Origin of the sequence: Sphingobacterium sp. IITKGP-BTPF85, from assembly GCF_001006065.1 — a bacterium.
Lineage (GTDB): Bacteria > Bacteroidota > Bacteroidia > Sphingobacteriales > Sphingobacteriaceae > Sphingobacterium > Sphingobacterium anhuiense.
In genome coordinates this window covers 1-17,848 of the sequence record NZ_ASZT02000021.1, presented here as the reverse complement: position 1 = coordinate 17,848, position 17,848 = coordinate 1, and the positions used below count along the sequence as shown (strand labels likewise).

14 protein-coding genes and 1 pseudogene are annotated in these 17,848 nt (G+C 36.5%); 8 read left to right on the top strand and 7 right to left on the bottom strand.

From position 1 onward, the window contains the following. Nucleotide 1: 1 nt before the first annotated feature. A complete protein-coding gene (locus tag L950_RS06340) occupies nt 2-1,411 on the top strand; it encodes an efflux transporter outer membrane subunit (protein WP_021192407.1) in 1,410 nt (469 codons plus the stop codon). Nucleotides 1,412-1,472: 61 nt separating this feature from the next. On the opposite strand, the gene L950_RS06335 is transcribed toward L950_RS06340, so the two are convergent. Next, nucleotides 1,473-2,159 carry a phosphoribosylaminoimidazolesuccinocarboxamide synthase gene (locus L950_RS06335; RefSeq protein ID WP_021192406.1) on the bottom strand — a complete coding sequence of 229 codons (687 nt, stop codon included), beginning with the start codon at nt 2,157-2,159 and terminating at the stop codon, nt 1,473-1,475. A 421-nt stretch (nt 2,160-2,580) separates the two neighbouring features. On the opposite strand from L950_RS06335, the gene L950_RS29585 reads away from it, so the two are divergent. From L950_RS29585 to L950_RS06315, 5 genes are all read left to right on the top strand, one after another. Continuing rightward, on the top strand, nt 2,581-3,741 hold the full coding sequence (locus tag L950_RS29585) for an NPCBM/NEW2 domain-containing protein (RefSeq protein WP_197086276.1): 1,161 nt from the start codon (nt 2,581-2,583) through the stop codon (nt 3,739-3,741). A gap of 61 nt (nt 3,742-3,802) precedes the next feature. Next, nucleotides 3,803-5,389, top strand: a complete 1,587-nt coding sequence (locus L950_RS29580; RefSeq protein WP_197086275.1) for an alpha-galactosidase — start codon at nt 3,803-3,805, stop codon at nt 5,387-5,389. 277 nt (nt 5,390-5,666) lie between these two features. Further along, nucleotides 5,667-6,251 carry an outer membrane beta-barrel protein gene (locus tag L950_RS06325; RefSeq protein ID WP_031289860.1) on the top strand — a complete coding sequence of 195 codons (585 nt, stop codon included), beginning with the start codon at nt 5,667-5,669 and terminating at the stop codon, nt 6,249-6,251. Between the two features lie 346 nt (nt 6,252-6,597). After that, nucleotides 6,598-7,884 carry a Gfo/Idh/MocA family protein gene (locus tag L950_RS06320; RefSeq protein ID WP_031289858.1) on the top strand — a complete coding sequence of 429 codons (1,287 nt, stop codon included), beginning with the start codon at nt 6,598-6,600 and terminating at the stop codon, nt 7,882-7,884. A 428-nt stretch (nt 7,885-8,312) separates the two neighbouring features. After that, entirely contained in the window at nt 8,313-9,005 is a 693-nt protein-coding gene (locus tag L950_RS06315) for a helix-turn-helix domain-containing protein (protein WP_084825389.1), read from the top strand. A 24-nt stretch (nt 9,006-9,029) separates the two neighbouring features. Here the strand turns inward: L950_RS06315 and cydB are convergent, their stop codons facing one another. The 3 genes from cydB to L950_RS06305 are packed head-to-tail and all read right to left on the bottom strand — an operon-like array spanning nt 9,030 to nt 11,440. Then, nucleotides 9,030-10,106, bottom strand: a complete 1,077-nt coding sequence (gene cydB, locus L950_RS06310) for a cytochrome d ubiquinol oxidase subunit II (RefSeq protein ID WP_021192403.1) — start codon at nt 10,104-10,106, stop codon at nt 9,030-9,032. A 6-nt stretch (nt 10,107-10,112) separates the two neighbouring features. Beyond that, a complete protein-coding gene (locus L950_RS35075) occupies nt 10,113-10,433 on the bottom strand; it encodes a cytochrome ubiquinol oxidase subunit I (RefSeq protein ID WP_197086283.1) in 321 nt (106 codons plus the stop codon). A gap of 20 nt (nt 10,434-10,453) precedes the next feature. Continuing rightward, a complete protein-coding gene (locus L950_RS06305) occupies nt 10,454-11,440 on the bottom strand; it encodes a cytochrome ubiquinol oxidase subunit I (protein WP_197086274.1) in 987 nt (328 codons plus the stop codon). A 318-nt stretch (nt 11,441-11,758) separates the two neighbouring features. Here L950_RS06305 and L950_RS06300 point away from each other — a divergent pair, with 318 nt between their 5' ends. Beyond that, entirely contained in the window at nt 11,759-12,445 is a 687-nt protein-coding gene (locus L950_RS06300) for a hypothetical protein (RefSeq protein ID WP_021192402.1), read from the top strand. A 136-nt stretch (nt 12,446-12,581) separates the two neighbouring features. Here the strand turns inward: L950_RS06300 and L950_RS06295 are convergent, their stop codons facing one another. The 3 genes and pseudogenes from L950_RS06295 to L950_RS06285 form a co-directional block, all read right to left on the bottom strand. Further along, on the bottom strand, nt 12,582-13,877 hold the full coding sequence (locus L950_RS06295; RefSeq protein WP_021192401.1) for an amylo-alpha-1,6-glucosidase: 1,296 nt from the start codon (nt 13,875-13,877) through the stop codon (nt 12,582-12,584). 17 nt (nt 13,878-13,894) lie between these two features. After that, the gene (locus tag L950_RS06290) at nt 13,895-15,646 is read right to left on the bottom strand and encodes a class I mannose-6-phosphate isomerase (protein WP_021192400.1); all 1,752 of its coding nucleotides are present in this window, start codon (nt 15,644-15,646) and stop codon (nt 13,895-13,897) included. Between the two features lie 41 nt (nt 15,647-15,687). Continuing rightward, nucleotides 15,688-16,943 (bottom strand): annotated as a pseudogene (locus L950_RS06285) (sugar porter family MFS transporter). A 159-nt stretch (nt 16,944-17,102) separates the two neighbouring features. Between L950_RS06285 and L950_RS06280 the strand changes: the two are divergent. Beyond that, nucleotides 17,103-17,840 (top strand): GntR family transcriptional regulator, encoded by a 738-nt coding sequence (locus tag L950_RS06280; RefSeq protein WP_231576925.1) that lies wholly within the window; start codon nt 17,103-17,105, stop codon nt 17,838-17,840. The last annotated feature ends 8 nt before the right edge of the window (nt 17,841-17,848 follow it).

Here is a 17,848-nt window from a genome sequence, read left to right as displayed (position 1 = left end):
AATGGCATTCATGTCAATACTGGGACTTTTGGCCTGGAGTTCTTGTCAAGTAACCCGTCCCTATAATGCACCGGAAAATAAGGTAAAAGACAGCTTTCGGTCACCTACTTATAGTGCTCTTGATTCAGGTTATGTGAAGAATATAGCTCATGATACGACCAATATAGCTAAAGTGAAATGGTCTGATATCTTTACAGATACTATGTTGCAACAATTGATCACAGAGGGTTTACAGGCAAATATAGAGATCAAAATTGCAGTCGAACGGATTACAGAGGCACAGGTAAATGTGCGATTGCGAACAGCAGCATTTTTGCCTTCTTTAGAAGCTAGTATCTCTGCCAATACACAACAGATGCCCGCTTTTCAGAGTTTTGGTTATCCGCGTAATAATACCCAATATGATATGCGATTATATGCGGATTGGGAAATTGATATCTGGGGTAAACTTGGAAGTGCTAAACGAGTTGCATTGTCACAGCTTTTAGCGACTGATGCAGCAAAGCGTGCAGTACAAACACAGTTAATTGCAAATATAGCTGCGGATTATTACGAATTATTGGCTTTGGATCAACAGTTGATGATAATTAAAAAAACTGCTGAGAACCGTGCTGAAGATGCGGCCGCAATAGCGGAACTTTTTGAAAATGCAATGCTTAATGGTGTAGCGGTAGTACAGAGTAAAGCAAACTATTATGAAGCAGAACTAGATGTGCCGGATATTGAGCAAAAGATTAAAGAAACTGAAAATAGGCTTAGTTTTTTAGTAGGACGACATCCTGGTGCCATCCTCAGACAGTCTCTAATGCAACAACAGGTGAATTATGATTTAAATCCTGGAATTCCCGCACAATTGCTCGCGCACCGGCCTGATGTTCAAATGGCAGAATTTAATTTTAGATCGGCATTTGAGGAAACGAATATAGCACGTACATATTTCTATCCTGCATTATCCATAACAGCTGCTGGAGGTTTTTCAAATCTTGGTTGGAATCAGTGGTTTTCGAGTGCTAGTTTATTTGGTTCTATAGCAGGGGGGATTGCACAGCCTATTTTCAATAAAGGTGTCAATAAAGCAAGGCTGTCAACTGCTCAAGCAAGACAGCAACAGGCGTTGTATCAATTCGAGAAATCTCTATTGGTAGCCAGCCAGGAAGTTTCTAATGCGCTTTTTGAATATGATACGGCAATCAAAAAAATGAAATCCCGCAAAAAACAACTTGAAGCATTAACGCAGGCCGTTGCATTTAATAAAGAATTGTTCCTGAACCACCAGAACATCAATTATACCGATGTACTAACAGCAGAGCAAAATCTGTTACGTGCAGAATTGAAAAATATAGCAGATCAAAGTCAAAAATTGTATGCTGTGGTTCAATTGTATCGAGCCCTTGGCGGCGGTTGGAATTAACGGCTAATAATAAAGGGCTACCTGAGATAATGGTAGCCCTTATAGTATTGACTGTAGGCTATTAAGCTCCTAAAAAGTCTTTTTCTAAATCTAAAGGGGCAATATAGCTTCCATTTTTGTATACGCGCATATTTCCACCTGAAATCTCGTCGATTAATAATAGATCTCCCGTAGCTTTATCTCTTCCGAATTCCAATTTGATATCGTAAAGTTCTAAATCTTTCTTTGCCAATTCTGTTTTTATAATTCCACAGATTTTTTTTGTTAAAGATTTTAATTCTTGATAATCTGCTTTTGATAAAATACCTAATAATTCCAAAGCATCATCCGAAATTGTAGGATCGCCTCTTTCGTCATCTTTAATCGTTACTTCCACAAAAGCATCTAGCGCATCACCTTCTTGGCAATAAGCAGCGTATCTTCTCAAGAAACTGCCTACAGCACGGTATCTACAAATGACTTCCAATCCTTTCCCAAATGGAGTCGCTTCTTTAACCACCATACTAACCTCATCTAAATTAGCGGATAAATAATGTGTTGCAATACCCTGTTCAGCTAAACGGTCGAAGAAGAACTGGGTCATTTTAAGTCCTGACTTTCCAGCACCATCAATGGTTAGCCCAACAGTATTTGCTCCAGGATCAAATACACCATTTTCACCAGTTACGTCGTCTTTAAATTTCAATAGTACTTGATTTTGTTCTAGACTGTAGACATCTTTGGTTTTACCCTTGTAAATTAAATTCATAAATAATAAGAATAGATCAATGTAACTAGCAAAAATAATGTAAATATTATAAAGAAAGTTGATTTCAGATCATAAATATGAATAATGAAAGTTTTGGATTGATAAACAAGTCGACATATCTTTAAGATTCGTGAATAAATACCGATATATAGCTTTAAAGATTATAATCAGTGCTATTTTATTGCGGATGTAATCAAAATTATCTAAGTTTAGCATTTATAAACCATTATAATCTTAAACTAATGTCACCTCTATTCAATTTAGTAAATAAGGAACACTTGGTAAATATTGCCAAGAATGGGAGGGGACAATGGAACTTTAATTTTATTGATTAGAAATTAAATTTGTAACCTAATATTATTTACAAGGGCAGTGATCAAATGTATTTTTCACTGACCTTAAAAAAGAGAAATCTTAAAATATGTTGAAAACTACATTATTGATCAGTGCTGGGCTTTTAATAGGGCAATCTATGTTTGCGCAAGAATCTGTCAAGTTGCAAGATATGGATTTATCTCATGCTTGGCAGGAGTATGGTACTGTGCAAAAGGGAAAATCGGTTACGGGTGAACCAGTAACGATTAATGGGACAGTTTATGCTGATGTGCTTGGAGTGCAAGCGAAAAGTATGATCAAGATTAAGCTTGACAAAAATGCAACGCGTTTCGTTGCTCAAGTAGGAATAGCTGAATCTAAGATCGATGTTAAGGATAATTCTTTGACCATTATACCATTAGTGGACGGGACCAAATTGCATTTCGTTCAAAAGGAAGGACAAAAGCAGTTTGTCGGTGTTACAAAGAGTAAACCTGTCTTAGAAAAAGGTTCCGTAAAATTTATTTTGAAAGGTGATGGTAAACCTATTTTTACAAGTTCAGTAATTAAAGGCGGAGACCGACCGCAACAGATTGACGTTTCTTTAAAAGACATAATGTATCTTGAACTTGTAGCCGAAACAACTGATGATGGACCTAGTGGTGATCACGCCGTTTGGATTGCACCAAAGATTGATTATAAAACTGTAAAACCTCAACTCGTTGAGGTTGGAACAGTGGGCTCGGGTTCCACTATGGATGCAGGAATCAGTAAGCAACTTGCTGCGAAAATCAAAGCATTGCCACGAATGAAAGAATTGTCATCAGACAAAACTGCATTTGATTGGTTAATTACTCCCCAGAAATCTAAAGCTGGAATTTACACTTCGGCAGATGGTAAAAATATCATAATAGCAAATGCGATGGTGTCACGAACTTTTCGGATTTTCCCTAATTTGGCGACGGTAGATATTACGAACCGTATGTTAGGGGAAAGCTTGATCAGGGCAGTAAGTAGTGAGGGAACGATACAGATTGACGGTAAAAAATGGAATATCGGTGGTTTAAATGGTCAAGAAGAAAGGGGATATCTTAAGAGTGAGTGGTTAGATAAAATGACAACATTACCGGAATCGTTTATGGTAGAAGATTTCGAAATAAAACCACTGGAAGAACGAATCAAATGGGCCGCAATCGCTGGGCACTTAATAAAGAACCGGTATCAGGTCAGCAACTTGTATTTACCCTTCGTGGTGAACGAGAGTTGAAGGATGTGAAAGTGAAGCTTTTTTTAGCATCTATGATCATATTCCGGTAATTAGTAAAAGAATGGAAGTGCTTAATGAATCTACATTACCAATCAATATTGACTTCTTTCAATTGGAATATTTGGCATTCTCAGAACCTGAGTCACCCGGAGATGGTGATCCTTCAGTTTTTAGATTACCCAATATTCATGTTGAGAGTGATTTCGCCGCAGGAGGGGCTTTTACTGAGAAAACAACCGATATTACAGAAAAATGGGTGACAGATCCTGCTTACACCTCGCAACGTAATTATCTCCTGGAGACCCCTTGTGTATTGGATGTATCACCTAAGCTTGGTCCGGATTACAGCTTAGAAAGTAAAGGTACTTTCCAATCATTCACTGTTTATGAAATGCCATTTGATAGTGATGATCGGGAGCGTAAAGGATTGTTTACGCGTAAGATGTATCGGACTATAGCGCCATGGACTAGCGAGAATCCTATCTTTATGCATTTAACATCCACTGATCCAGAAGTGGTACATAGAGCCATAGATCAGTGCGATTCGACAGGTTATGAGATGATTATACTTAGCTTTGGTTCGGGGTTAAATGCGGAAGATATCTCCGATGCAAACATCGCGAAATTCAAGGGTTTTGTTGATTATGCACGTCGTAAAGGCATTGATATGGGATGTTATTCCCTTTTAGCCAGCAGATGGATCAGTGATGAGGTCGATGTGATTAATCCCGAGACAGGTAAACGTGGAGGTATGCGCTTTGGAAGTTCCCCATGTCTTGCTAGTGATTGGGGGTATGAATATTTTGAGAAAATAAAATACTTTTTTGAAAAGACAGGAATGAAGTGTTTCGAGCATGATGGTTCTTATCCAGGAGATTTCTGTGCTTCGACTACCCATGCACATCACGAGGGTTTAGCAGATTCACAATGGAAACAATTTCATAAGGTTACTGAACTTTATCACTGGATGTCTTCCCAAGGAATATATATGAATGTACCCGATTTTTACTTTTTGAACGGATCTAATAAAGTGGGAATTGGCTACAGAGAGGCTAATTGGTCTTTACCTCGCGATCGTCAGCTCATGCATGCACGTCAGTTAAATTATGATTGTACATGGGATAGAATTCCCTCTTCTTTATGGAGTTTTGTGCCCTTGGTAGAATATCAGGGAGGAGGAAAAGATGCGACTTTAGAGCCATTGAATAACCACCTTCATGAATATAAGATGCATATGATCCAAAATTATGGCGCAGGTGTGCAAGCATGTTACCGAGGGCCTCGTCTTTACGATACACCAAAAACGAAAGAAATGGTTGTCGATGTGATTAAATGGTATAAGCGTTATCGCAATATATTGAACAGTGATATCATCCATTTACGTAAACCTGATGCTCGGGACTGGGACGGAATGATGCACGTGAATCCTGATGAAAAAGAGAAAGCTTTTGCATTATTTTATAACCCTACAGATAAAGAAATCGTGCGTAAAATTCAAATACCACTTTATTATACCGGATTGTCCACAGCAGCAAAAATTAGAGAACAAGAAGGTAATTTAATATCTTACCAATTGAACCGTGATTATACAGTAGAATTGACGGTTAAAATACCAGCAAATGGATATACTTGGTATGTGGTAGAATAACCTATTTTAATTAAAATTTGAGAGCGCTAAAGCAAGATCCCTGCTTTAGCGCTCTTTTTATATGCATATTTTTTTGAAATTAATGTGGCTTGTTAATTTACATTTTAGAGAATTTTCGATAGGTCGGATATTATATCAATTTTTAAACATTTTAAGAATAATAAGTAAAAGGATTCATTGATTTTTCCGATAATATAATGAATTTTTACAAATATAAGAGTAGTAGTACTTCTATATTTGTTCTATATTTAATACAATCAAATAGAATAAAATTCCAATGAAAAAATCAATTTTTATAGTGATCGTCGCAATAATGGGAGTTGCTTTTCATACTCAAGCTCAAGAGAACAGGAGGCACGAAGTAAGAATAGATTATAGTGATGCTACACCGCTGGTGATAGCAGATGTATTTACAAATGCTTTTGTAAGTGCAATATCGGGAAGCGAAAGTTCAAATGAAAAAGCATTTGGTATGCTGTCGGCGGGATATCGCTATGCGCTGAGTAATCGATTTTCGATAGGAGCCGATCTAAGCTATGCTAATGCTTCTTCAGATATGAAAAATAAAAGTACAAATGAGATTACCTATAGGAAGAGTAATTTCTATATGGTACTACCTACTGCTAAATATTCTTATGTGAAACGAGGAATTATTGATTTTTATGGTACAGTTGCTTCTGGAGCAATATTGGCTAACGGTAGTGATAGAACAGATCATGAAAAGACCACTACCAATGATAAAATCTTTGCGTTTCAGGTAAATCCATTGGGTTTGCGAATTGGTAAAGATTGGGGTGGTTTTCTTGAAGCCGGTTATGGTTTTAAAGGCATTATTGCACTAGGAGCAAGTTACCGTTTTTAAATATATTGATAGATTTTAATGTAACTTATTTAATATATAACGCAGTTAAAGCCGTGCCACTAAGCACGGCTTTTTTTGTTGAAAAATAATATAGTATTTGCTCAGAGGTAGATTAAGAGTCTTTTATATAGAAAAGTTGCTGGAAATATGTCGGAAATTTATAAAAGGGCTCTCGCTTAGTCTGTTTGTGTCTCCTTTTATTTTTATATCTTAGGAAGAGTAAACTAAATATAAACCTGAAATCAATTGATTTATCATATCCTGATCCTTTAATGTTAAATTATTCATTTTAATTTTTTAGGCTCTTTATAGGTAAACTTTTGTTATGGCAATCAACGCCTACATTATGATGAATAGACAAAAATTTATTAAAACCTCTACATTATTAGCGGCATCTGCATTATTTTTTAAAGGAGCAAAGGTGTTGGCAGATTCTAAAAAAATACGCATTGGTGTAATCGGCGTAAATGGGATGGGATGGTCCAATTTGACCGCAATATTAAAAAATACAAATGTAGTATGCACTGCACTTTGCGATGTAGATGAAAATGTTCTAAATAGCCGTGTTTCAGAATTGAAAAAGCGTGATATAAACGTTAAGACATATATTGATTATAAGCAATTATTAGCAGATAATAATGTTGATGCTGTGATTATAGGAACTCCTGATCATTGGCATTGTTTGATGATGGTGGATGCCGTTACGGCGGGGAAACATGTCTATGTAGAAAAGCCGATTGGCAATTCGATCAAAGAATGCGAGCTTATGGTAGCCGCCGCTCAAAAGTATAATGCTATTGTTCAAGTAGGGCAGTGGCAACGAAGTCAACAGCATTTTGAGGATGCTATGAAATTTCTACATGCTGGTAGTCTCGGTAAGGTAAGAATGGTTAAAGTATGGGCCTACTTAGGTTGGAAGAAGGATGTTCCAATTGTCCCGGATTCAGCAATTCCGGCAGGAGTGCATTATGATAGATGGTTAGGACCTGCAACCAAGAGACCGTTCAATGCAAATCGTTTTCATTTTAATTTCCGTTGGTTTTGGGATTATGCAGGCGGTCTGATGACAGATTGGGGTGTTCATATGCTGGATTTTGTGCTTATCGGTATGAAAGTTTCGGATCCACGTTCGATTATGGCTGCGGGAGGAAAATTTGCTTATCCTGATGATGTTGAGGAGACACCAGATACCTTGACAACTTTATATGAGTTTGATGGGTTTAATGTGCAGTGGGAACATGCAATAGGTATTGATGGTGGACCTTATAACAAAGGTCATGGTGTGGCTTTTATCGGAAATAATGGTACTTTGGTGCTTAATAGGCAGGGTTGGGAAGTATTGCCAGAAAGGGATCGAATGGCTGCGGTGCCATTTCAAAAATCAAAAGATAATGGTTTGGAAAGGCATATGGACAACTTTGTGGAAGCAATTCTTACTCGTAATCAAAGTATTCTGAAAGCCCCTGTTGAGGCCGGCGCGCATATTGCCGTTTTATCTCAAATGGGGAATATTGCATACAGAACGGGGAAAAAATTGTACTGGAATAAAGACAAACGTCAGTTCTCAGATAAAGAAGCGAATGAGTATTTGGCTGCAAAATATCATAATGGTTATTTGTACCCCACAGTGTAGTTATTTAGGATTGATGGTTACTGGTTGGAAATAAATTATTGAAGAATTGATCAATACTAGTTTGTGTTGGTCTATTATTCTTTTGTAAAAAAAGGATTTTTTGAATTTCAAAAATAGCCATGAATGTAAAGTACTATTGGTTAATGTTTACATCATATTTTTCTTTATTAAAATCTAGTTGTTATATTTAGATCAACCAAATAATAAATTTTTGTAAAGTTTAATTCTAAACATGCTATGAAAACTCTCCAATTTAATGTGCCGACAACACAAGGACAAAGTTTAACGATACAAGAAGATGTAATGGATTCATTTTATCCGCATTTGCACAGTCATCAAGAAGCACAATTAATGTGGATTAAAAAGGGTGAGGGCGTTTTGGTTGTCGAAGATACTTTGCACCCTTTTAAAGAAAATGATATATTTTTTTGGGAGCCAATCAACCTCATGTATTTAAATCGATGTCTCAAGATGGCTTATTCAATGAATCAAGATCAATTTCTATTTTCTTTGATCCGCACGGTAAGTTGAAGTCCTTGTTTTCATTAGGTGAGTTTGAATCCCTGAATCATTTTATTAACCGTAATTCATGTGGATTTAAAGTGCCAGAGGCTTATTTTAATCAAATTTCTGAAAGAGTAGTACAATTAAAGAGTGCTGATGAGCTGGATAAATTAATGCAGTTCTTTTATTTGTTACGCTCATTAGCTTCAATTTCTAAAGAAACAGTTCCACTTTGTGCTGAAAGAATTGAATCAGCTATCCAATCCAACGGAAATGTAAGTCGAATGACTTTAGTTTGCAATTACATAAAAGAAAATTATAAAAAAGAACTTACATTGGAAGATGTCGCTAACCATGCCAATTTAACTCCGCAGGCCTTCTGTCGGTACTTTAAAAAACATTGCGGAATTACTTTTGTATCTTATTTAAATCGCATCCGCATAAAAGAAGTCTGCCATAAATTAAATGGAGATCACTTAGACAGTGTGTCGTTTATTGCTTTTAGCAGTGGTTTTAATAGTATAACTAATTTTAATCGCGTTTTTAAACAGATCATAGGATGTAACCCAAAGGAATATACAAACAACTACAGACAGACTATTTTTACAGAAATTTAAAAAATCCTTAGTTGTGAAGATCTTCTAATGATCTCCATAACCAACATCATCCAGTTTACCTTTAAACACTTTAAATTGGATAATGAAATAAACAATAACCAATACAGCGGCGATAGAAAACCAGCCCAGTCCAACAGATAATCCATATTCGTGTGTGGCTACGTTTTGCACCGTTAAAGATGGGTTTACAGTATTTGTCGATGGAAGTAAGATTGGAAACATAGATGCTATAGTAGAGCCAAAACTTCCGAAGATAAATAGGGATGAAAATATAAATCCTGATAAGTCTTTTTTGAATTTTTTAATTTGAAACTGCCCAACTAGTCCGATAGAAGAAATGATCGGGAAAATCCAAAGCCAATAATAAGTTCCAAAATTATGTAGTGAAATTGGTTTCACGTAGTGCCACACAAAAGCGGATAAGATTACTAAAAATAATAAGACAAAGTTGAGCTTAAATATGACCTCTTTTAATCGCTGGCTTAAAGAGCTAGAAGTTTTTAATATAATCCAGTTAGCGCCGTGGATAGTCAGTGTAACAACTGCGACTAGGCCTAATAGTATGGTGAACCAGTCAATAATACCTTGATGTTCTGCCAGTGGATCAAATGTTGGGTTCCAAAGTGCCAGAAAGAAATAATGTGGTTCCTGTGTAGAGACACCATTTTCAACCATACCAAGATTTACTCCCCGGACAACATTACCTAAAGCTGCTCCAAAGAATAAAGCAAGCAGGAGACTCGCTAAACCAAAAGCCTTGTCCCACAATGCTTCCCACATGCTGTTATGTACCTGGCCTCTTAATTCTAAACTTATTGCTCGAAAGATAAGCAACCAGAGAACAAGCATCAAGGGTAAATAGAAGCCGCTGAAAGCAGACGCATATAAAGTTGGGAAGGCAAAAAATAAGACCCCACCCGAAGCGATGAGCCATACCTCATTAGCATCCCAAAAAGGTCCGATAGAATTTGTTACTGCTTTTCTTTCTTCTTCTGTCTTTGCAAAAAAGAGATGAACAATTCCTGCTCCAAAGTCATAACCATCTAGAATAACATAGATTACCAGCATGACCATTAATACAATAAACCAAAATATTTCCATGATCAATTACGTTAAGGAGATTTGAGGCTCAGGACCTTTTCTTATTATTTTTAACACAAGCATTAAAAATAATAATCCTAATAAAATATATAGTCCAACAAACCCTAGTAAGGTAAATAGGGCATTGCCAGAAGAAACGGTTGGAGAAACGCCATCTACCATGCGCATCAGGTTGTACACAAGCCAGGGTTGTCTTCCTAGTTCAGCTGTATACCATCCGGCAGTATTAGCGATGTAGGGGAAAGGAATCATAAACATGATGATCCAAAGCAACCATTTTGTCTGAAATAATTTGTTTTTCCAAAGTAAAAACGTGGCCGCTACCATTATTGCAATAAAAATGGTACCTAGCCCGCCATGATATGATAACCATAATACAGTCCAGGTACATTGGTAGGATGTATGGATTCGTCAAATTCATTCAAACCCTTAATCTCTGCATCCCAACGTTGATAGGTAAGAAAGCTAAGGACATTTGGAACAGCAATTTTGTTATCTAATTTTTTATTTTGCATATCTGGCTGACCAATAAGTACGATTTCTGATCCCCCTTTTTCGGTCTTAAAAATACCTTCCATAGCCGCAAAGGTGACCGGTTGATATTTGACAACATTCTTAGCAGCCATATCACCTGTTGGAAAAGCAACTATAATAGAGGATATAACACCGAAAATGACACCAGTTTTAACGAACATTTTTCCAAATTTGCTGTGTTTATTACTCAATAAGTAAAAAGCACCTATGGACGCTACAAAGAATGAGCTCGTAATCAGAGAACCTGCCTGATTATGTAAATAGGAAGGCCATAGCCATGGATTATTAAAAAGCGCTGTAAAATTATTTAATACAAATTTTCCATTTTCTAATATTTCATATCCTACTGGATACTGCATCCAGGAATGGGTTGCAATGATGAGAAAACCGCTCGCCCAAGAACCGATAAATACCATTAATCCAGAGAGGAAATGGAGTTTGTGTCCAAGTAACTTTTCTCCAAAAAGAAACATCCCAAGAAAGGACGATTCTAGAAAAAAGGAGAACATACCCTCCATGGCTAATGTTTGTCCGATAATACCACCCGTTAATTCGGAAAATTTTGCCCAGTTTGTACCAAATTGAAATTCCATTGGAATACCCGTGACGACACCCATTGTAAAGTTCAAAGCGAATATTTTCATCCAGAATTTTGCAGCATGATTGTAATCCTCAATTTTGGTACGTAAGAATTTCCATTTGAAGTAAACGATCATCAGGGAGAGGCCCATCGTTAATTGCGGAAACAGGTAATGAAAGGTAATGGTGAAAGCAAACTGTAACCGATTGTAAAGTATCATGTCTTCCATACGACATTATATGAGGTTAAAATATAACCTAAATATAATTGTTTTTTATATGGGAAACAATAAAGTGCTTTTACTTATTTGTGATGATTTTTATAAACCATCCTGCAGATTGAGTTGGATGCGGAATGGCTATTATGATATTATGAAACACTTATTGATTTCTATTATGGCTTTATTTTAATAAAGATTTATAAAATATAAACTACTATTAAAGCAACATAGTTGCATGTGAGGTTTTAATTATTATATTTGCAACATAGTTGCGTATATGGCGACTTTGAATTGTTTTACTTAAATCAAAATCTAATCATGAAAATGAAATTTATCAAACGTATTGCTGTAGTATTATTGGCGTTAGTAGGGTTATTAATTGGAGTCAGCTCTTGTAAGAAAGATGAGCATGTCCCTGTTGCAGGTGAAGAAGTAAGGGCATCTCTCCAGTTTACTGAGCTTTTGGAAACCAAGGGAGCAGGTCATGGGGACCATTTTCACGGTGTTACTACCGCGAAAGAGGGTGCCGTGATTACTGTAAACTTTGATGCATCAGGAAACTCTCTAACAAAGGGTGCGATTAATTTAGATGCTGAGCTCGCCTACAAAATAGATTTAAAAGTTTACGATGAAAAAGGAATAGAAATTCAAGATAATTTTGTAAAGAATCAGGCAACAGCCGGCGAATACAAGGCATTTTTAATAGGAGATAAATTAATCGCAAATGCAAATACGGAGACAAATGGAGGTGCTATTTTTCAACCACGCGAAACGGATTATGCTGATGGAACTAAAGTTAATGGTAAATATGAGATGACAGGCCTAAAGGCATTTTTTACGTTGGGCTCTGAAAATAAGGGAAAAACTAAAAAATTAATTTATTCCTTGCGTAAAATAGAGCCTGGAGTAAAAGCTACGATTGAACGCGTCGATTTACTTGATCCAGGCTATGCAAACAAATTTAAAGGTGCAAACGTGCTCGAATTAAAATTTGATATTAAATAAAAGACCTTATTTAATCTGAAAAAGGCAAAAGAGGTGTAACCATTTTGATTACACCTCTTTTAAATCATATTGCGTTACTTTAAGAAGTAATTTTTCTGCTCGTAGGATCTATGACTGTTTTAGTTCCTAAAAATCATTAGCCCTGTGATTTTTCTAATAGTGAAATCGCATCAAACAATACGCCAGCTTCACCTCTAAAGGTACCTGATCCTTCAGGTTTATTATCCTTTGTGTACCACTCATAAAAGCCTTTATTTTTTATTACGCGATCCAACATCGGTTTCATTTGTTCATATGCCTCCTTTTCGTAACCATTTTTCACCAACTGTTGTATCATACGGCCACCAAACCAGGTCCAATCCCCACCGTTTTGATATCCATATGGATACATACCTTTATTTTTGAATGAACCTGCAGGGTAAGTCGGATAGATCGTCAAGCCGATTGTAGCGGCACCGGAATCTTTCACATTTTTGACCATCTTATCTAAGGCTGTTTTTATTTGCTCCTTACTCAGTAAATTGGCTTCGATAGCAATAGCAGTACCACCATGATAGTAGATCTGATTCTCATCGAAATCTGAAGAAAATGGTGATCCGTTGATGTAAATATGGGGGATAAATTTTTGATTTTTCTCATCCCAAAGATGCTTCATTGTATTGGCAGCGATTTCATCGCGAATGGGTTTCCACTGGGATGCTTTTTCAGGAACAAGTTTTATATAGTTATCCAATGCAATTAGAAACATTGCATTATCATAAATGTCTAATGCAATATGAGAATTTTCATCTAAATGGACACCCCAATCATGTTCAGGTTGTACATCACCCCAATCAACCGTGGTTGCACCCCAAAGTAAACCATAAGTTTTATTGTATCGTTCATTCATTAAGAATTGGAGGGCATTTTCCATTTTGTCTTTAACGATACTATTACCCACCTTGGCCGATAAGAAAGATGTATCCTGTGATGCGTTCACATATTTGTAAACAGCCTGAATCAAAGAAGTTTCCTGATCTGTTTCTACTGTATTTTTATGCCCGGCATAATCTGGAGCTAATACATTTGTTATCGTATAGTAGTCAGATGTGCCATTTTTTAAGCTCGCTTTTTTAACAAAGCCATCTGCAATATTCCCATCAGGCCCCTGTAGTTTCAGAAATATAAGCAATTGATCTTTGATTTGCTCATGAGGATGCACTTGTGTAGCTAAATTGATAAAGGTATTGTAATCTCTGATCCATACCTCTCCATATCCATCTCCAGCATTGAAACCGGATTTTATGGTATTGGTTGCCATATCTTTGACTAGTTGAAAACTACTGTCTTTTTTCATGTCGGCCTGCCAACTGTTTTGTGTTCCTTTGCTTCCGCTTGGATTGCAGGAAAATAAAAGGGCAGAGGAAGCTATTGCAAAAAATAAGTATTTCATATTTTTAAATGTTTAGTTTAAAATTGGTTGCATTTTGAATCTTTAACGTATGACTGGATCACTTTTGCCGGCTGTTTTCCAAGGTTACGAAGTGTATATGATCCTGTTGCAGCTGGAATGGCAAATGTCTCAACATAATTAAAAACTTCCCTCATACCATTTGAAGTTGTTAATTCCACAGCCTCCCCTTCAACAAGCATCAGAATATGACACTGATTTTTTGTTTCAATCGTTACCTCTTGGTCAAAGTCATAGCGTACGACATCATAAAAATGATCTTCATGTGTAGCTAAATGAACTTTAGTTGCTTGATTATCAATTTTGTGGAAAACAGGTTTCGCAATTAAGGTATCGTTGACCACTTGTCCTTTTCTTTCAAAATTAAGATTGTCAAAAGCACGGTCGATATTTAAAGGACGTGGTTTGCCATCCAAATCCGGTCTTACCCAATCATACATTTTAAAGGTGAAATTGTATGGAGTCGCACTAATTTCTAAAACTAAATTATCGATACCAGATGAATGCACTGTACCATGCGGTATCAAGTATAACTCATGCTTTTTAGATTCAAATTTTTGAATATATTGATCTACCTCAATGGCTTCTCCGGTTTTAAAACTATGTTCTAAAGCACTTTGAAATTCATCTTTATTGATATCATCTTGAAAACCTAGATATACCTGTGCATCTCCTTTTCTGTCTACAATGTAATAGGTTTCATCTTGGGTAAAGTTTTCTCCAAATTGTGACTTTGCATACTTCGGGCTAGGGTGACACTGTATTGATAAATTTCCTCCATCAAAGGTATCTAAGAAATTAAATCTAATTGGGAAATCTACACCAAATCTTGGTTCAGCCAAGCCTAGGACATTTTTGCTTTCAGTGAACATCAATTGATCAAATGAAATTTCCAGAAGTAGATCATTAAATTTTAATGACAAGCCATTTTCCGGAACAATCATCTCGAAGGACCAGGCGTAGTTTTTTGCACTTTGATCTATCCCTGTTAGATGATCTTTCATCCATTGTCCACCCCAAACACCAGATTCAAATGTAGGTTTTACTCTAAAATAATTGACAGACATTTGATGCAAGGTCTGTCTTAAATCAGATCCCTTTATCCAAGGTAATGTGTTGTCAGATTGCTGATCTGCCATGATTTCTATCCGAGATAGAATTGAATTTTTGTGGCTATTTAACGCTTGCCAATCCACAAAATAATATCGTTTGTAAATCTGTTTTGGATCTTTTGAATTGCTGCATCCTAAGTTCCATGCTTTTCCAGCTCTCATGCGCTGAATTAGAACACTTTTTGGCAAATCAACATACATGATAGAAGCTTCATTATCTAAAAGAGCTGCTCCAGGTCCGTAAAAGATGATATACTCTTGGTTATTTACGAGCATATCATGGAATTTCGCTGATTTTTCAGCGTTAAAATAAGAAGATAATGGAAGAGGGGATTTTTTTCCAAATAAGGGATCATTACCACCAAGATAAGGTGCTACCTGATTATTAATAATCTCTTCTGATAAAAGTGCTTCATCAATAGCGATGAAACGTGGTTTAATATCGTAATTTTTAAATTCTTTTGAAATCTCTCCAATGACAAATTTCCAATCTACACCAACAAAACCATCGATGATACGTATATTATTGTCGTGCAGTACACGAACTAATTTTTGAAATGAGCTTGAGATTTCACCTGTAGCAGGGAAAGCGGGCATAATATTGTACTGGCCTATTGCTGAGTCTTTAGTGGTATGCATATTTAATTATTTTATTGAAATCTGTTGAATGTATAGCTAACTTATTTACGGGCTTTATCTTTCCAATATTTCTCTATTTCTTCCAAGGGTTTACCCTTAGTTTCAGGTAAAAATAGGAGTACGGTTATAAAAGCAATAGCGCAGAAGAATGCAAATAGCCAAAAGGTGTAGCGAGCTCCCCAAGCATCTAGGATGATGGGGTCAATTGACCGATAATGGCATCTGAAATCCACATAACCAAGATACTGATACCCATGGCGCGCGCTCGGATCGAATTTGGGAAAATCTCTGAAGCAACTACAAATTTTAAAGGACCAATAGAAAAGGCAAAGAAAAACATAAATGAAAGTATCGAAATGATTAAAGCCGTATTGTTAATCTCTTGATTTGTTGCAAATAGAAACCCGGTCACAATTAAGCTGAGGGTAGCCCCCAATGTTCCAAATACATATAGAGGTCTTCGTCCCCAGTTATCCACTTTCCATATTGCAAAGCATGTGAAAAGTACGTTTGCAAGACCAAAGAACAATTGCGCATGATAGGAATTGCTCATCGAAATGCCCGAATCCAGAAGAATCGTCGGACCATAGTAAACAATGGCGTTAATACCACTAAGTTGTGAGAATAGCGGTAGGAGTAAACCCAGTAAGAATGCTTTTCTGTAAACCGGAGAAAAAAGGTCTTTTAGTTTTCCTTTTGTTTCAGGTGGGCTATCTTGTAAATTTTGGAGATTAAGTTTAGCACTTATTTCAGCTACCTCAGCATTTCTTCCAACTTTTAGTAACCAACGTGGGCTTTCTGGAACAAAGTATGCTCCAATAGAAAGTAATATTGCAGGTATTGCACCAACTAAGAACATAGTCCGCCACTGTCCATGAGTTTGTGAAGGAAGATGTTGAATAATCAGATAATTACTAATATAAGCGATCAGAATACCAAAAGTGATTGCCAGTTGATATGAAGTCACTGCCCGGCCTCGAAATTGACTTGGGGATATCTCTGCAATGTATAGCGGAACAACGATAGAAGCAATGCCGACACCGATGCCACCAAGTCCACGAAAAAGAATAAGCATCATATAGCTCGTGCTTAGTCCACAGCCTATTGCTGATACTAAAAAGAGAATAGATGCAACGATAAGCGCAGGCTTGCGGCCGTACTTATCGCTAAAGCTACCTGTAAAAATCACGCCCACTATACAGCCAATTAAAGCTGAACTGACAAATATGCCCTCTTGATTTGGTGTTAATCCAAAAAATTGCTTTACTAAAGGTAATGCTCCTGCTATAACGGCCATATCAAATCCGAAAAGTAGCCCCCCTAGCGACACGATACATAGAATAAGGATGAAAAATTTATTCATATTAAGGTTTTATAATTAGTATGTATATACATACAAACATATATTTATTTTTTTAATAATGCAAAAAATCTTACTTTAGCCTAAGTAATAAATATGATGAATCTTAAAATAGACCATAAAAGTCCGATACCATTACATATACAGGCCGAGAATTTGTTGCGTGAATTGATCAAGCAACCGGAATATATTGATGGGAAATTATTGCCAAATGAAATTGAACTGGCTAAGCGCTTGGCAATTTCACGTTCAACATTACGGCTGGCAATCAATAAGTTGGTTTACGAAGAGCTGTTGATCAGAAAGAAGGGGATAGGTACCAAGGTAGCAAGTGCTAAATTTAGTTCAAAGTCTAAAAATTGGTTAAGTTTCTCGCAAGAGATGAAAAATCGGGGTCTCGAGGTGAAAAATTTTGAACTTCATGTTAGTTGGGAAATTCCTGATAAAGCAGTTTCACAATTTTTTGATGTACCAGAAGATTTGAAGTTACTTAAATTAGAACGTTTGCGAGGTAAAAAAGACGATCCGTTTGTTTATTTTATCTCTTACTTCCATCCGCGTATTGGTTTGACAGGAGATGAAGATTTTAAACGTCCGCTTTATGAAATATTAGAAGCCGATTTTCATATTGTAGCCGATCTGTCTCAGGAAGAACTGGATGCGATGGCAGCTAATAAATTTATCGCCGACAAGCTTGAAATAGCTATTGGTGCACCTATTTTGTCAAGGAAGAGATTTGTCTTTGATCAATCAGGAAGGCCTATTGAATACAATCTTGGATATTATCGTGCTGAGAGTTTTACGTATACCGTAGAAAGTAGACGCGATTATTAGTATATAAA

Coding starts and splice junctions, on each gene's coding strand:
- L950_RS06295 (WP_021192401.1), bottom strand. CDS start 13,877: ATGAAATACTTATTTTTTGCAATAGCTTCCTCTGCCCTTTTATTTTCC.
- L950_RS06340 (WP_021192407.1), top strand. CDS start 2: ATGGCATTCATGTCAATACTGGGACTTTTGGCCTGGAGTTCTTGTCAA.
- cydB (WP_021192403.1), bottom strand. CDS start 10,106: ATGGAAATATTTTGGTTTATTGTATTAATGGTCATGCTGGTAATCTAT.
- L950_RS35075 (WP_197086283.1), bottom strand. CDS start 10,433: ATGGTAGCGGCCACGTTTTTACTTTGGAAAAACAAATTATTTCAGACA.
- L950_RS06300 (WP_021192402.1), top strand. CDS start 11,759: ATGAAAATGAAATTTATCAAACGTATTGCTGTAGTATTATTGGCGTTA.
- L950_RS06335 (WP_021192406.1), bottom strand. CDS start 2,159: ATGAATTTAATTTACAAGGGTAAAACCAAAGATGTCTACAGTCTAGAA.
- L950_RS06320 (WP_031289858.1), top strand. CDS start 6,598: ATGATGAATAGACAAAAATTTATTAAAACCTCTACATTATTAGCGGCA.
- L950_RS06305 (WP_197086274.1), bottom strand. CDS start 11,440: ATGATACTTTACAATCGGTTACAGTTTGCTTTCACCATTACCTTTCAT.
- L950_RS29585 (WP_197086276.1), top strand. CDS start 2,581: ATGTTGAAAACTACATTATTGATCAGTGCTGGGCTTTTAATAGGGCAA.
- L950_RS06290 (WP_021192400.1), bottom strand. CDS start 15,646: ATGCATACCACTAAAGACTCAGCAATAGGCCAGTACAATATTATGCCC.
- L950_RS29580 (WP_197086275.1), top strand. CDS start 3,803: ATGGAAGTGCTTAATGAATCTACATTACCAATCAATATTGACTTCTTT.
- L950_RS06280 (WP_231576925.1), top strand. CDS start 17,103: ATGATGAATCTTAAAATAGACCATAAAAGTCCGATACCATTACATATA.
- L950_RS06325 (WP_031289860.1), top strand. CDS start 5,667: ATGAAAAAATCAATTTTTATAGTGATCGTCGCAATAATGGGAGTTGCT.